The organism is Streptomyces sp. NBC_00620 (genome assembly GCF_026341825.1).
In the GTDB taxonomy this organism is placed as follows: domain Bacteria; phylum Actinomycetota; class Actinomycetes; order Streptomycetales; family Streptomycetaceae; genus Streptomyces.
The window spans coordinates 2,561,699-2,575,363 of the sequence record NZ_JAPENY010000003.1; the positions used below are offsets into that span (position 1 = coordinate 2,561,699).

At 70.7% G+C, this 13,665-nt stretch carries 12 protein-coding genes; 2 read left to right on the forward strand and 10 right to left on the reverse strand.

Annotated elements, in window-relative coordinates:
- The first annotated feature begins 56 nt into the window (after window positions 1-56).
- The gene (locus OG246_RS42300) at window positions 57-1,064 is read left to right on the forward strand and encodes an aldo/keto reductase (RefSeq protein WP_266474769.1); all 1,008 of its coding nucleotides are present in this window, start codon (window positions 57-59) and stop codon (window positions 1,062-1,064) included.
- Between the two features lie 138 nt (window positions 1,065-1,202).
- On the forward strand, window positions 1,203-2,387 hold the full coding sequence (locus tag OG246_RS42305; RefSeq protein ID WP_266474770.1) for a sorbosone dehydrogenase family protein: 1,185 nt from the start codon (window positions 1,203-1,205) through the stop codon (window positions 2,385-2,387).
- Between the two features lie 51 nt (window positions 2,388-2,438).
- On the opposite strand, the gene OG246_RS42310 is transcribed toward OG246_RS42305, so the two are convergent.
- From OG246_RS42310 to gatC, 10 genes are all read right to left on the reverse strand, one after another.
- Complete coding sequence (locus OG246_RS42310) at window positions 2,439-2,729, reverse strand: DUF6191 domain-containing protein (RefSeq protein WP_266474772.1); 291 nt, start codon at window positions 2,727-2,729, stop codon at window positions 2,439-2,441.
- 38 nt (window positions 2,730-2,767) lie between these two features.
- Window positions 2,768-5,821 (reverse strand): helix-turn-helix transcriptional regulator, encoded by a 3,054-nt coding sequence (locus OG246_RS42315; RefSeq protein WP_266475072.1) that lies wholly within the window; start codon window positions 5,819-5,821, stop codon window positions 2,768-2,770.
- A gap of 104 nt (window positions 5,822-5,925) precedes the next feature.
- On the reverse strand, window positions 5,926-6,123 hold the full coding sequence (locus OG246_RS42320; RefSeq protein WP_266474774.1) for a hypothetical protein: 198 nt from the start codon (window positions 6,121-6,123) through the stop codon (window positions 5,926-5,928).
- A 203-nt stretch (window positions 6,124-6,326) separates the two neighbouring features.
- Window positions 6,327-6,929 (reverse strand): hypothetical protein, encoded by a 603-nt coding sequence (locus tag OG246_RS42325; RefSeq protein ID WP_266474775.1) that lies wholly within the window; start codon window positions 6,927-6,929, stop codon window positions 6,327-6,329.
- A 64-nt stretch (window positions 6,930-6,993) separates the two neighbouring features.
- Window positions 6,994-7,560 (reverse strand): GNAT family N-acetyltransferase, encoded by a 567-nt coding sequence (locus OG246_RS42330; protein ID WP_266474777.1) that lies wholly within the window; start codon window positions 7,558-7,560, stop codon window positions 6,994-6,996.
- Complete coding sequence (locus tag OG246_RS42335) at window positions 7,538-9,781, reverse strand: MMPL family transporter (RefSeq protein WP_266474778.1); 2,244 nt, start codon at window positions 9,779-9,781, stop codon at window positions 7,538-7,540. The genes OG246_RS42330 and OG246_RS42335 overlap by 23 nt, the downstream gene beginning before the upstream one ends.
- 281 nt (window positions 9,782-10,062) lie before the next feature.
- The gene (gatB, locus tag OG246_RS42340; protein WP_266474781.1) at window positions 10,063-11,580 is read right to left on the reverse strand and encodes an Asp-tRNA(Asn)/Glu-tRNA(Gln) amidotransferase subunit GatB; all 1,518 of its coding nucleotides are present in this window, start codon (window positions 11,578-11,580) and stop codon (window positions 10,063-10,065) included.
- Window positions 11,581-11,596: 16 nt separating this feature from the next.
- The gene (locus OG246_RS42345; RefSeq protein WP_266474783.1) at window positions 11,597-11,839 is read right to left on the reverse strand and encodes a hypothetical protein; all 243 of its coding nucleotides are present in this window, start codon (window positions 11,837-11,839) and stop codon (window positions 11,597-11,599) included.
- Window positions 11,836-13,341: an Asp-tRNA(Asn)/Glu-tRNA(Gln) amidotransferase subunit GatA gene (gatA, locus tag OG246_RS42350; RefSeq protein WP_266474784.1), complete on the reverse strand. Its 1,506-nt coding sequence runs from the start codon at window positions 13,339-13,341 to the stop codon at window positions 11,836-11,838. The genes OG246_RS42345 and gatA overlap by 4 nt, the downstream gene beginning before the upstream one ends.
- Window positions 13,342-13,346: 5 nt before the next feature.
- The gene (gatC, locus tag OG246_RS42355; RefSeq protein ID WP_015036350.1) at window positions 13,347-13,643 is read right to left on the reverse strand and encodes an Asp-tRNA(Asn)/Glu-tRNA(Gln) amidotransferase subunit GatC; all 297 of its coding nucleotides are present in this window, start codon (window positions 13,641-13,643) and stop codon (window positions 13,347-13,349) included.
- Window positions 13,644-13,665 lie beyond the last annotated feature (22 nt).

Here is a 13,665-nt window from a genome sequence, read left to right on the forward strand (position 1 = left end):
GCGCTTGGACGCGCAGAGGTTAGGTTGGGGAGCCGGAGAGGGAGGGTTGCGGCCAGGTGGAGCGCAGGACGATCGGGGCGGCGGCGCTCGAAGTGGGAGCGGTCGGGCTCGGGTGCATGCCGATGAACTGGGCGTACACCGGTTCCCGGCAGCGCGGTGAGGAGTCGCTCCGCGCCGTGCACACGGCACTCGACCGGGGTACGACACTGCTCGACACGGCCGACATGTACGGCCCCTTCACCAACGAACTGCTGGTGGGGCGGGTACTGAAGGAGCGGCGCCGCGAGGCCTTCGTGTCGACCAAGGTCGGCCTGCTGGTGGGTGAGCAGCACATCGTGGCCAACGGCCGCCCCGGCTATGTGAAGCGGGCGTGCGACGCTTCGCTGCGCCGGCTGCAGACGGACGTGATCGACCTCTACCAGTTGCACCGCGCGGACCCGGAGGTTCCCGTCGAGGAGACCTGGGGTGCGATGGCGGAGCTGGTGACGGCCGGCAAGGTGCGCTCGCTCGGGCTGTGCGCGGTGGGCGCCCGCTCCGCCCGCCGCTCGGGGGCACGGCTGCACGACGGAACGATCCGCCAGCTGGAGCGGGTACAGCAGGTCTTCCCCGTGAGCGCTGTGGAGGCCGAACTGTCGGTGTGGTCCACGGAGGCGCTGGACGCGCTGCTGCCCTGGTGCGCGGCGCGCGGGGTGGGCTTCCTGGCGGCGATGCCCCTCGGCAACGGCTTCCTGACCGGCACGCTGACCCCGGGCGAGGGCTTCGAGCCCGACGACGTACGCGCCCGGCATCCCCGCTTCACCGCCGAGATGATGGCCTCGAACCAGCCGATCGTCGTCGGCCTGCGCCGCGTCGCCCGGCGGCACGGGTCCGACGAGAACGCTGCCACCCCGGCTCAGGTGGCGCTGGCGTGGGTGCTGGCGCAGGGGCGGCACGTGGTGCCGGTGCCGGGGGCCAAGCAGGAGCGGTGGGTCGCGGAGAACGCGGGGGCGGCGGGGCTGGAGCTGTCGGCGGAGGATCTGGCGGAGGTGGCGGGACTGCCGGGGGCGCAGGGATCCTGGGAGTAGGGCGCGTTCGCGGGGGCACGTGCCGTGAGGAGGTGTAGGTGCCCGGGAGCACGGGGCTGGATTTACGTCTCCGTGATCGGGAACTCGTGGGACGCGAGCGGTGTATGAACAGTAGGACCGCCGCGTCGAAGGGACCCCATGATCGTGCAACGACGAGTGGTGACGGCCGTGTTGGCCGCGGCCGCGCTTCTGGTGACGGCCGGCTGCTCCTCCGACGACGGAGGGACGGCGGGCGGTGGGAGCACGTCGCCGAGCAGCAGCACCGGTGGCGGGAGTACTGAGCCCGGGGCCTCGCCTTCCGAGCAGTCCACCGAGGAGCCACCACCGGCCAAGGGCACGGTGAAGGTCGTGCGCACCGTCACCGAGGACCTCGACTCCCCCTGGGGCCTGGCACCACTGCCCGAGGACGACCTGCTGGTGTCTTCCCGCGACGAGGGGACGATCACGCGGGTCGACAAGGAGACCGGCAAGAAGACGGAGCTGGGCGAGGTGCCCGGGGTGGCCCCGGAGGGAGAGGGCGGCCTCCTCGGGATCGCGCTCTCCCCCGACTATGCCTCGGACCATTTCGTCTACGCGTACTTCACCACGGTGTCGGACAACCGCATCGTCCGCATGCTGTACGACGAGAGCAAGCCGTCCGGGGAGCAGTTGGGCTCGCCGGACACGATCTTCAAGGGCATCCCCAAGGGGTACATCCACAACGGCGGCCGGATCGCGTTCGGCCCGGACAAGATGCTGTACGCGGGCGCGGGTGAGACGGGGCAGACGGGTCTGGCCCAGGACACGAAGTCGCTGGGCGGCAAGATCCTGCGGATGACGCCGGAGGGCGAGCCGGCGCCGGGCAATCCGTTCGGCGACTCGGTCGTCTACTCGTACGGGCATCGCAATGTCCAGGGCCTCGCCTGGGACGACAAGCAGCGCCTGTGGGCGGCCGAGTTCGGCCAGGACACCTGGGACGAGCTGAACCAGATCAAGCCGGGCGGGAACTACGGCTGGCCGGTGGTCGAGGGCGAGAGCGACGACTCCAAGTATCTGAACCCGATCGCCCAGTGGCCCACGGACGACGCCTCCCCGAGCGGCATCGCCTATGCGGAGGGCTCCATATGGATGGCGGGCCTCAAGGGCCAACGCCTGTGGCGCATCCCCCTGGACGGCACCAAGGCCTCCGCCGAACCCCAGGCGTTCCTGGAGGGTGACTACGGCCGCCTGCGCACGGTGGTGTCGGCGGGCGGCGACAAGCTGTGGCTGGTGACGAGCGAGACGGACGGGCGGGGCAGCCCCGGAGCGGGGGACGACAGGATTCTGGAGCTGGAGGTGACGTGATCCTGGAGCCGGCGGTGGCGCAGTGCGCGACGCAGTCCCCGTCTGCGCTTCTCAGTCCCCGCCGGGCTTCTCGGCCTTGGTCTCGGCCTCGGCCTGGGGCTCCGCCTCGGTCTCAGTCTGAGGCTCCGCCTCGGTCTGGGTCTCCGCTTCCGCGGCCGGGCCCGGAGGAGTCGTCCGTCCGGGATCCGGTGGTCGTACGACCACCTTGCCCGAGGACAGGTCTATGGGGCCTCGGCCGGGGTCGCCGTCGTTCAGGTCCACCCGGGACAGTTCCAGGCGCTTGCGTTCGTCGTTGGTGTGCTTGCGGCCTGGTGCGAAGAGCTCCTCGAACATGTTGAACACGGCGCCTCCCTCGGCCCGGGTCCTCTACAGCGTAAACCTCAGCCCACGGCTTGTGCGGTGGGGGTCTCGGGCGGGAACAACCGCAGCCGGTGGGCCATGGCCGCCGCCTCGCCCCGGCCGGAGACGCCCAGCTTGGCGAGGATGTTCGACACATGGACGCTGGCCGTCTTCGGGGAGATGAAGAGTTCCTCGGCGATCTGGCGGTTGCTGCGGCCGGCGGCGACGAGGCGGAGGACATCGCGTTCGCGGCTGGTGAGGCCGAGGGCGACCGCCGGGTCGACGGGGGCCAGGGCGGACGGCTCGGGGGCGCAGCCCAGGGAGAGGCGGGCCCGCTGGGCGAGCAGTGCGACGGCTTCGGCGAGGGGGCGGGCGCCCAGGTGGTCGGCGGCGGCTCGGGCCAGCCGGAGGAGTTCCGTGGCGCGGGCGCGGTCGTCGTCGTCCGTGCCCGAGGACAGCAGTGCCTCGGCGAGGCGATGGCGGACGCGGGCGAGGTCGTAGGGGCGCTCCACGGGTTCGAAGGCGGTGACCACCTCGGACCAGTCGTGCGGGTCGGTCACGCCCTCGGCTCGGCGGAGTTCGGCGCGCACCCACTCCTCGTACGCGAGCCAGAGGGGCGCGCCGGTGGCCAGGGACTTGGCGGCGGAGCGGATGTGTTCCACCGTCTCGGGGCGGCCCGGTGCGGCGAGGGGCAGGCCATGGGCGTCGGCCTCCGCGGTGGCGGCGGCGAGCAGCAGCGGCCAGCCGTAGCGCTGGGTGCCGGGCGGGAAGCCCGCGCGGAGGGCCTCCTCCAGTGCGGTGCGGGCGTCGAGGAGGCGGCTCTCCGAGGCGGCGATGCCGATCGTGCTGCACAGCAGCGGCAGGGAATGCTGCGGCATGGGGTCGTGGGTGCCGAAGTTGGCGCGGGCGGCGGCCAGTTGGCGCCCGGCCTCGGCGAGGTCTCCGCGGGCGAGCGCGAGAAACGTCAGACGGATGGCGCCGAGGCCGGAAGCCTTGCCACTGAGCCCGATGCGCAGCGCGTTCCCCGCGGCCTCGACGGCCTCGTCCCACTGGCCGAGTGAGTCCAGCGACTCCGAGAGGTTGCCCCAGACGTAGGCCTCGGTGTCCAACAGGCCTTTCGTCCGGGCCAGTTCGGCGCCCTCCCGCAGGACGGAGACCGCCTCGCGGGAGCGGCCGAGCGACTCCAGATGCGAGGGCAGGTTGATGTGCACGCGCCCCAGGACGAGGGAGGAGCCCCGCCGGTTCACTCGCTCCTTGACCTCGTACATCTCCGCGAGCCCGGCCTCGACGTCACCCGCGTCGACCATGAGACCGCCGAGTACGAGGCGGGCGTTGAGCTCGATGTCGCGGGCGCCGACCATGCGCGCGTACTGCACGGCGCGCTCGGCGGCCGAGAGGGCTCCGGGGCCCGGTTCGTGCAGCATGCACCAGGCGGCGACGGCGGCCAGCACCTCGGCATGCACCTCCGACGGCGGCAGGCCGCGTACCAGGTCCTGGGCGGTGGCGAGTTCCTTCCAGCCGTCGCCGCGAGCCTGCGACTGCACCAGGCGGGAGCGCTGGATCCAGAACCAGGCGGCGCGCAGCGGATCGCCCTCGTCCTCCAGGAGGTGCAGCGCCCGCTTGGTGATCTTCAGGGCCCGCTCGCGCTCCCCGCACAGCCGGCCTGCGACGGCGGCCTCGGCCATCAGGTCGAGATAGCGCAGGGGCGCTGTCGCCGGGTCGCAGCCGCAGGGCGGATAGACCTCCACGTAGTCGACGGGGCGCAGTTCGTCGCGTACGGCGTCGGGGGCGACGTCCCACAGCTCCATCGCCCGCTCCAGGAGCCGCAGTTGCTCGGAGTGGGCGTGCCGGCAGCGGGCCTCGACGGAGGCGTCGAGGACGGCGGGGAGGGCCTTGGCGGCGTCATGGGCGTGGTACCAGTAGCTGGCCAACCGGGTGAGGCGCTCGTCGGCCGGTACGAGCGTCGGGTCGGCTTCCAGGGCTTCGGCGTAGCGGCGGTTGAAGCGGGAGCGCTCGCCGGGCAGCAGGTCGTCGCCGACGGCCTCGCGGACCAGGGAGTGGCGGAAGCGGTAGCCGTCGCCGCCGGGTGAGGCGAGCAGGATGTTGGCGCCGACGGCGGCCCGCAGCGCCTCGATGAGGTCGTCCTCGGCGAGCCCTGCCACGGCGGCGAGCAGCGGGTACTCGACGGTGGAGCCGCCCTCGGCGACGATCCTGGCGACGCGCTGGGCGCTCTCGGGCAGCCCTTCGACGCGTACCAGGAGCAGGTCGCGGAGGGAGTCGGTGAGCCCGGTGCGACAGCCCTGGTGGGAGGCGACGGCGAGTTCCTCGACGAAGAACGCGTTGCCGTCGGAGCGTTCGAAGATGTCGTCGACCTGGGCCGGGTCGGGTTCGTGGGCGAGGATCCCGGCGATCTGGCAGCAGACTTCCGCGCGGCTGAAACGGCCGAGTTCGATTCGGCGGACCGTGCGCAGCCGGTCCAACTCGGCCAGCAGGGGCCGCAGCGGGTGGCGGCGGTGGATGTCGTCGGCGCGGTAGGTGGCGACGACGACGAGGCGGCCGCTGCGCAGCGTGCGGAAGAGGTAGGCGAGGAGGTGGCGGGTGGAGGCGTCGGCCCAGTGCAGGTCTTCGAGGGCGACGACGACCGTGCGGTCCGCGGCGACGCGTTCCAGGAGGCGGGCGGTGAGCTCGAACAGCCGGGCCATGCCCTCCTCTTCGTACCGCCGTCCCTGTCCGGCGTCGCCCAACTCGGGCAGCAGCCGGGCCAGTTCCTCCTCCTGTCCGGCGGCAGCGGCGGCGAGCTCATCCGGCAGCAGGCGGCGCAAGGCGCGAAGGGCCGCGGAGAAGGGGGCGAAGGGCAGTCCGTCGGCACCGATCTCGACGCAGCCGCCGCACACGACGACCGCGCCCTCGCGTCCGGCCGCGGTGGCGAACTCCTCGATCAGGCGGGTCTTTCCGACGCCCGCCTCGCCTCCGAGCAGCAATGCCTGCGGCTCGCCCGCGGCAGCGCGGGCGAGCGCGTCGTGCAGCACGCCGAGTTCGTCGGCGCGTCCTACGAACACCGGGCTGACGGACCTGGTTTCCACAGGCCCGAGCATCGCACAGGGGTCCGACAGTGCGGCACCGGTTATTGGGAGGGCCATCAGGGATCCGGAGGGACGGCCGACCCCTGTACGGCCGTCCTCCCGGGGCCCGGCGGCGTTCACGCGGCGCGGGTGAACCGATGCCGTCCGTGGCGGCGGCTATGGCCCTGCCCCTCCGTGTCGTTCTGCGCGGACTCACGCAGGGCGACGCGGCGGGCGGCACGGCGACCGCGGAGGGCCTCCCGCACCAGTCGGTGGTTCTGGGCCTCGCGGATCAGCTGTGCGGAACGGATCTGGTAGAGCTCGTACTCAGACATCTCGTATCCCTCGTGAAGAGTGGGTTTCGGGCTTCGCTTGTTGCGATGCCTCAACCTTCGTCTCCAAGGGGGGTGCGCCACATCGGGAGAGTTCCGCATCTTGAGCGCACGAAGGGCCTTAGGTCCGCCGTACGTGACGTAGGGCGGGCCTAAGGCCCCTCAGGAAAGCTCCGGAAAACCCGGGTGGCTCAGGAAGCGAGTGCTCAGCTGCTCACGGTCGGCATGGACAGGAGGATGTCGGTGTACTTGAGCACGGCGAGGAGCAGGCCGATGATCGCGAGCGAGACACCCGCCCAGGCGACGGACTTGGCCCAGGTGGCCTGAACCACGCGGTCGGGGTTCCCGAACGCGGGCCGGACCAGCACGAAGACGCCGACGAGCAGGGCGACCAGCGCGAAGATGCCCGCGACCAGCGCGTTGGCGTTCCACGAGTTGCCGTAGACCTGCTCGATCTGCGTGGAGACGGTCGCGGTCGACGCGGTCTCCAGCTGGCCGTACAGCGAGTCGCGCGCCTGGGCGACGGTACCGAGCCAGCCGCCGGTCAGCGAGACGAGACCCAGTGCGGCGGAGACCACTGCGGCGGCGCCCAGGCCGACACCTGAGGGGGCCTTGGCAGCGACCGCCTCGGAGAGCTCGTCCTCGTCGTACTCGTCCTCGTCGGGGGTGCCGGCCGCGGCTTCCCCGTCGGTCTCCACGGCCTCGTCGGCCTTGGTGACGTCGTCCTTGGTGAGGTCCACGGCCTCGTCGTCGCTCTTGGCCTCTGTGCCGGTCTCGACCCCGGCTTCGTCAACAGTCTTGGTTCCCATATCTCGCACCGTACGGATCCTGTCTGAGAGGTCTCTTAATGTTTGTGGCAAAGGAAGCGGATCGTTATCGTCCACCACGCGCGCGCGTGGCCCGCCACTCGGGCGCGAGCACCGACCAGACCTCCATGTCGCTCCGTACGCCCCGGTACAGGTAGCTTTCGCGCAGTACGCCGTCCCGCGTCATGCCCAGGCGCCGCGCCACGTTCAGGCTCGGTTCGTTCGCGGACGGGGCGATCCACTCCACACGGTGCATGCCGCGCTCCTCGACCGCCCAGTCGATGATGATCCGCGCCCCCCGGGTGACGAGTCCGCGCCCGGCCGCCGCCGGTTCCAGCCAGCATCCGGCCTCGCAGTTCCCCTGCGCGGTGTCGAAGATCCTGAAGAGCAGCCCGCCGACGAGCTTCCCCTCCAGCCAGATCCCGTACAGGAAGCCACTGTCGGCGGCGCGCTTGTCCGCATATGCCTGGAGGAAGGCCCGCGTCGAGGTGAGGTCCGTCACCGCGTCGGGCAGCGAGACATGACGGCCGATGAACTCGCGACCCCGCTCCATGTGAGCCAGGAACTCCTCGGCGTGCCAGGGCTCCAGGGGCCGCAGTTCCGCTCCGTCGTCACCCAGGGATATCGCGTACATCCTGCCGCCGCTCCTTCTCCAGTACGTCCGCCACCTCGGCGTCCGTCGCAGCGGCCAGCCTCTCATGGGCGGCGCGGCACTCGGGAGGTTCGATGCTGAGGTGCGGCAGGCACCGGTCGAGCCAGCGGGGCAGCCACCAGTTGGCGCCGCCGAGCAGGTGCATGAGGGCGGGCACCAGGAGCGTCCGCAGGACGAAGGCGTCCAGGGCGACGGCCGCGGCGAGGGCGATGCCGAACATCGCGATGACGCGGTCGCCGCTGAGCACGAAGGCGAGGAAGACCGAGATCATGATGACGGCGGCGGAGTTGATCACCCGGCTGGTCTCGGCGAGGCCGACCCGGACGGCGCGCCGGTTGTCGCCGGTTTCCAGCCACTCCTCGTACATCCGGCTGACCAGGAAGACCTGGTAGTCCATGGAGAGCCCGAAGAGCACCGACACCATGATCACCGGCAGGAAGGGTTCGATCGGGCCCGCGCGGCCGAGGCCGAGCAGCTCACTCCCCCAGCCCCACTGGAAGATCGCGACGACGACTCCGAAGGCGGCGGCCACGGCGGCGATGTTCATCACGGCGGCCTTCAGGGGGATGCCGATCGAGCGGAAGGCGAGCAGCAGCAGGGCGCAGCCGAGGCCTATGACGACGCCTACGAAGAGTGGCAGTTTGCCGACGATGACGTCCGCGAAGTCGTCGTAGCTCGCCGTGACACCGCCGACCTGCACGTCGAGTGAGTTGTCCGCCTCGGCACGCGGCAGCACCTCGCTGCGCAGCCGGTCGACGAGGGCGCTGGTCCGCTCCGACTGCGGCGCGGATTCCGGGACGAGCGTGAGGTACGCGGTGTCGCCGCCGGTGTTGTACGTCACCGGGGTCACCGACGCGACGCCCTCGGTCTCCCGGAGTGTGGCGTCCAGGTTGTCGAGCGCGAGCATGTCCTCGGCGCCGTCGACCTTCGTGACGAGGGTCAGGGGCCCGTTCACGCCGGGTCCGAAGCCTTCCGCGATCAGGTCGTACGCCTGCCGCGTGGTCGCCTGCTTCGGATCGTTGCCCTGGTCCGAGGTGCCCAGGTGGAGCGAGAACGTGGGCAGGGCGAGCAGCGCCATCACCACCAGGGCGACGGAGCCGAGCAGCTTGGGGTGCCGCTCCACGAAGGCCGACCAGCGGGCGGCAAGCCCGGTGGGGATCTCCGGCTGGGGCCCGTGCTCGTGCAGCCGTCGCCGCTCACGGCGGCTCAACGCGCGTGGACCGATGTAGGAGAGCAGCGCCGGGAGCAGGGTCACGGAGGCGGCGACGGTGAGGATCACGGTCAGGGAGGCGGCGATCGCGACGCCGTTGAGGAAGCCGAGCCGCAGGATGAGCATGCCGAGCAGGGCGATGCAGACGGTGGCGCCGGCGAAGACGACCGCGCGGCCCGTGGTGGCGACGGCGTTCCGCGCGGCCTCGGCCACCGGGAGCCCGCGTTTCAGGCCGCGCCGGTGCCGGGTCACGATGAACAGCGCGTAGTCGATGCCGACGCCGAGCCCGATCAGTATGCCGAGCATGGGTGCGAAGTCGGCGACGGTCATGACGTGCCCGAGGAGCGCGATCGAGGCGTACGCGGTCCCGACGCCGACCAGGGCCGTGGCGATGGGCAGCAGGGAGGCGGCGAGCGAGCCGAAGGCGAGGAAGAGGACCACGGCGGCGACGACCACGCCGACGAGCTCGGCGACATGCCCACCCGAGGACTCCGTGAGCGCTATGGCGCCGCCGCCCAGCTCCACCTGGAGCCCCTTGGCCTCGGCGGCCTTGGCCGCGCTCACGACGGCTCCCGCCTCACCCTTGTCGATGTTCCCGGCCTGGTCGTCGAAGGTGACCGTGGCGTAGGCCGTACGTCCGTCGGCGCTGATCCGGCCCGAGTCCTGCCCCTCGTACGGGCTGACGACGGAGGCCACCCCGGGCAGGCTCGCGATGCTGTCCAGGGCGCGGGTCATCGTCTGCTGGACGTCGGCGGAGCGCACGGTGGTGGCGGTGGTGTGCCAGACGACGGTGTCGCTGTCGCCGCCGAGGCCGGGGAAGGCGTCCCGCAGGAGCTGGGTGGCGCGGCCCGACTCGGTGCCGGGTGCTTCGTAGTCGTTCGAGTAGGCGGTGCCCATGACGGCCGCGGCGGCGGTGACACCGCCGAGCGTGAGGAGCCACAGCAGAACGACGACGAGGCGGTGTTGGACACACCAGCGCGCGAGGGCTGCCACAGACGTGCTCCCTGGGGGTGATACGAGGATCTTTGACCGGGAACAGCCGCTATAGGACGTTGACAGCCTCTATAGAAGTGAACAGCCCGCAAAGAACACATGAGCAATACCCAGTCACTCTTACAGCCGAAAGTGATCGTTTATCGCATTCGTGGGCTTACTCACAAGAGTGCGACCCAACTCACAGGACATTCCCGGGGACTCTGTCATCCCTGATGACATGCCTAGGGGGATGCATCGGTTCCGATGCATCCCCCTAGGGCCTGAGAAAACGCGGGACCTCAGCCCTCGCTGACGCCCAGCTTCTCCAGGATCAGTTCCTTGACGCGGGCCGCGTCGGCCTGGCCGCGGGTGGCCTTCATGACCGCGCCGACCAGGGCGCCGGCGGCCTGGACCTTGCCGCCGCGGATCTTGTCGGCGATGCCCGGGTTGCCGGCGATGGCCTCGTCGACGGCGGCGGTAAGGGCGCCCTCGTCGGAGACGACCTTCAGACCGCGCTTCTCGACGACCTCGTCCGGGGTGCCTTCTCCCGCGAGGACGCCTTCGATGACCTGGCGGGCCAGCTTGTCGTTGAGCGAGCCCTCGGCCACCAGGGCGGTGACGCGGGCGACCTGCGCCGACGTGATCGGCAGGTCCTCCAGGGACTTGCCCGACTCGTTGGCGCTGCGGGCCAGTTCGCCCATCCACCACTTGCGGGCGGACGCCGCGTCGGCGCCCTCCTCGATGGTGGCGACGATCAGGTCGATGGCACCGGCGTTGAGCATCGACTGCATGTCGTGGGCGCCGACGCCCCACTCCTCGCGCAGCCGGTTGCGGCGGGCCAGCGGCTGCTCGGGCAGACCGGCGCGCAGCTCCTCGACCCACTCACGGGACGGGGCGATGGGGACGAGGTCGGGCTCCGGGAAGTACCGGTAGTCCTCGGCCTCCTCCTTCACGCGGCCCGAGGTCGTGGACCCGGTGTCCTCGTGGAAGTGACGGGTCTCCTGGATGATCGTGCCGCCGGCGTTGAGGACCGCGGCGTGCCGCTGGATCTCGAAGCGGGCCGCACGCTCCACGGAGCGCAGGGAGTTGACGTTCTTGGTCTCACTCCGCGTGCCGAACTTCTCCCGGCCGTGCGGGCGCAGCGACAGGTTCACGTCGCAGCGCATCTGACCCTGCTCCATGCGGGCCTCGGAGACGTCCAGCGCCTTGATGAGCTCGCGCAGCTCGGCGACGTACGCCTTGGCGACCTCGGGAGCGCGCTCGCCGGCGCCCTCGATCGGCTTGGTGACGATCTCGATGAGCGGGATGCCCGCGCGGTTGTAGTCGAGGAGCGAGTGCGAGGCGCCGTGGATACGGCCGGTGGCGCCGCCGACGTGCAGCGACTTACCGGTGTCCTCCTCCATGTGGGCGCGCTCGATCTCCACGCGGAAGACCTCGCCGTCCTCCAGCTGGACGTCCAGATAGCCGTTGAAAGCGATCGGCTCGTCGTACTGGGAGGTCTGGAAGTTCTTCGGCATGTCCGGATAGAAGTAGTTCTTCCGGGCGAAGCGGCACCACTCGGCGATCTCGCAGTGCAGCGCGAGGCCGATCTTGATGGCGGACTCGATGCCGATCGCGTTGACGACCGGGAGCGCGCCGGGCATGCCGAGGCAGGTCGGGCAGGTCTGCGAGTTGGGCTCGGCGCCCAGCTCGGTGGAACACCCGCAGAACATCTTGGTCTTGGTGCCGAGTTCGACATGGACTTCGAGGCCCATGACGGGGTCGTACGTCGCCAGGGCGTCCTCGTACGACACCAGTTCGTCGGTCGTGGTGGTCACGGTGAAAACTTCCCTCTCAGCCCAGCAGGACGTCGTCGTCGCCCAGGCGCTTGAGCTCCCGGTAGAGGATGGCGAGGCCGGTGACGATGGCGGCGGCGGACACGGCCGCGTCGATCAGCCGCAGCGTGTCGTTCTCGGAGCGGGCCTTCTTGGCCTGCTTGGCGACGCTGACGGCCCCGAACGCGGTGGTCGCGATGGACAGGTACGTACCGGACTTGGACTTCTTGAAGCCCTTGGCCTTCGACAGTGCGTTGCTCACAGCGACGGTGCCTCCTCGATCAGCGGGTGGCCCCACCTTTCCACGAAGGCGGCCTCGACGGCGGCGCCGACCTTGTACAGCCGCTCGTCCTTCATCGCGGGGGCGATGATCTGCAGGCCGACCGGGAGGTTGTCCTCCGGCGCGAGACCGCAGGGCAGCGACATGGCGGAGTTGCCCGCCAGGTTGGTCGGGATGGTGCAGAGGTCAGCGAGGTACATCGCCATCGGGTCGTCGGCGCGCTCGCCGATCGGGAAGGCGGTGGTCGGCGTCGTGGGCGACACGATCACGTCGACCTGCTCGAAGGCCTTCTCGAAGTCGCGCGTGATGAGCGTACGGACCTTCTGGGCGCTGCCGTAGTACGCGTCGTAGTAACCGCTGGACAGGGCGTACGTGCCGAGCATGATGCGGCGCTTGACCTCGTCGCCGAAGCCCGCCTCACGGGTGAGGGCGGTGACCTCCTCCGCGGAGTGCGTGCCGTCGTCGCCGACGCGCAGGCCGTAGCGCATGGCGTCGAAGCGGGCGAGGTTCGAGGAACACTCGGACGGCGCGATCAGGTAGTACGCGGAGAGCGCCAGGTCGAAGGACGGGCAGTCCAGCTCGACGATCTCGGCGCCCAGTTCCTTCAGGAGGGCGACGGACTCGTTGAAGCGCTGGACGACTCCGGCCTGGTACCCCTCGCCGGCGAACTGCTTGACGACGCCGACGCGCATCCCGGCGACCGAGCCGTTGCGCGCGGCCTCGACGACCGGCGGGACCGGGGCGTCGATGGAGGTCGAGTCGAGCGGGTCGTGCCCGGCGATGACCTCGTGGAGGAGGGCCGCGTCCAGGACCGTACGGGCGCAGGGGCCGCCCTGGTCGAGGGAGGACGAGAACGCCACCATGCCGTAGCGGGAGACGCCGCCGTAGGTGGGCTTGACGCCGACCGTGCCGGTGACGGCCGCGGGCTGGCGGATGGAGCCGCCGGTGTCCGTGCCGATGGCGAGGGGGGCCTGGAAGGAGGCGAGCGCCGCGCTCGACCCGCCGCCCGAGCCGCCGGGGATCCTGGACAGGTCCCAGGGGTTGCCGGTCGGCCCGTACGCGCTGTTCTCGGTGCTGGACCCCATGGCGAACTCGTCCATGTTGGTCTTGCCGAGGATGACGACGTCGGCGGCCTTCAGCTTCTTGGTGACGGTCGCGTCGTACGGCGGGATCCAGCCTTCGAGAATCTTCGAACCGACGGTGGTCGGGATCCCCTCGGTGGTGAAGATGTCCTTGAGCGCGAGCGGGACGCCGGCCAGCGGGCCGAGCTTCTCGCCGTCGGCCCGCTTCTGGTCCACGGCGCGGGCCTGCGCGAGAGCGCCTTCCCGGTCCACGTGGAGGAAGGCGTGCACCTTCTCGTCGACGGCCTCGATCCGGGCGAGGTGCGCCTCGGTGACCTCGACGGCGGTGAGCTCGCCGGAAGCGACCTTGGCGGCGATCTCCGCTGCCGTCAGCCTGATGATGTTGACGTTGGTGTCCGTCATGGTGATTAGTCCTCCCCCAGGATCTGCGGCACCTTGAAACGCTGCTGCTCCTGGGCCGGGGCGCCGGAGAGCGCCTGCTCGGGGGTGAGCGACGGACGGACCTCGTCCGCGCGCATGACGTTCGTCAGCGGCAGCGGGTGAGAGGTCGGCGGTACGTCTTGGTCGGCGACCTCGCTGACGCGGGCGACCGCGCCGATGATGTCGTCGAGCTGGCCGGCGAAGTGGTCGAGCTCTTCGCCCTTCAGCTCCAGACGCGCCAGCCGTGCGAGGTGGGCGACCTCCTCGCGCGTGATGCCAGGCATGCGGCGTTCCTCTGGGGTGAGT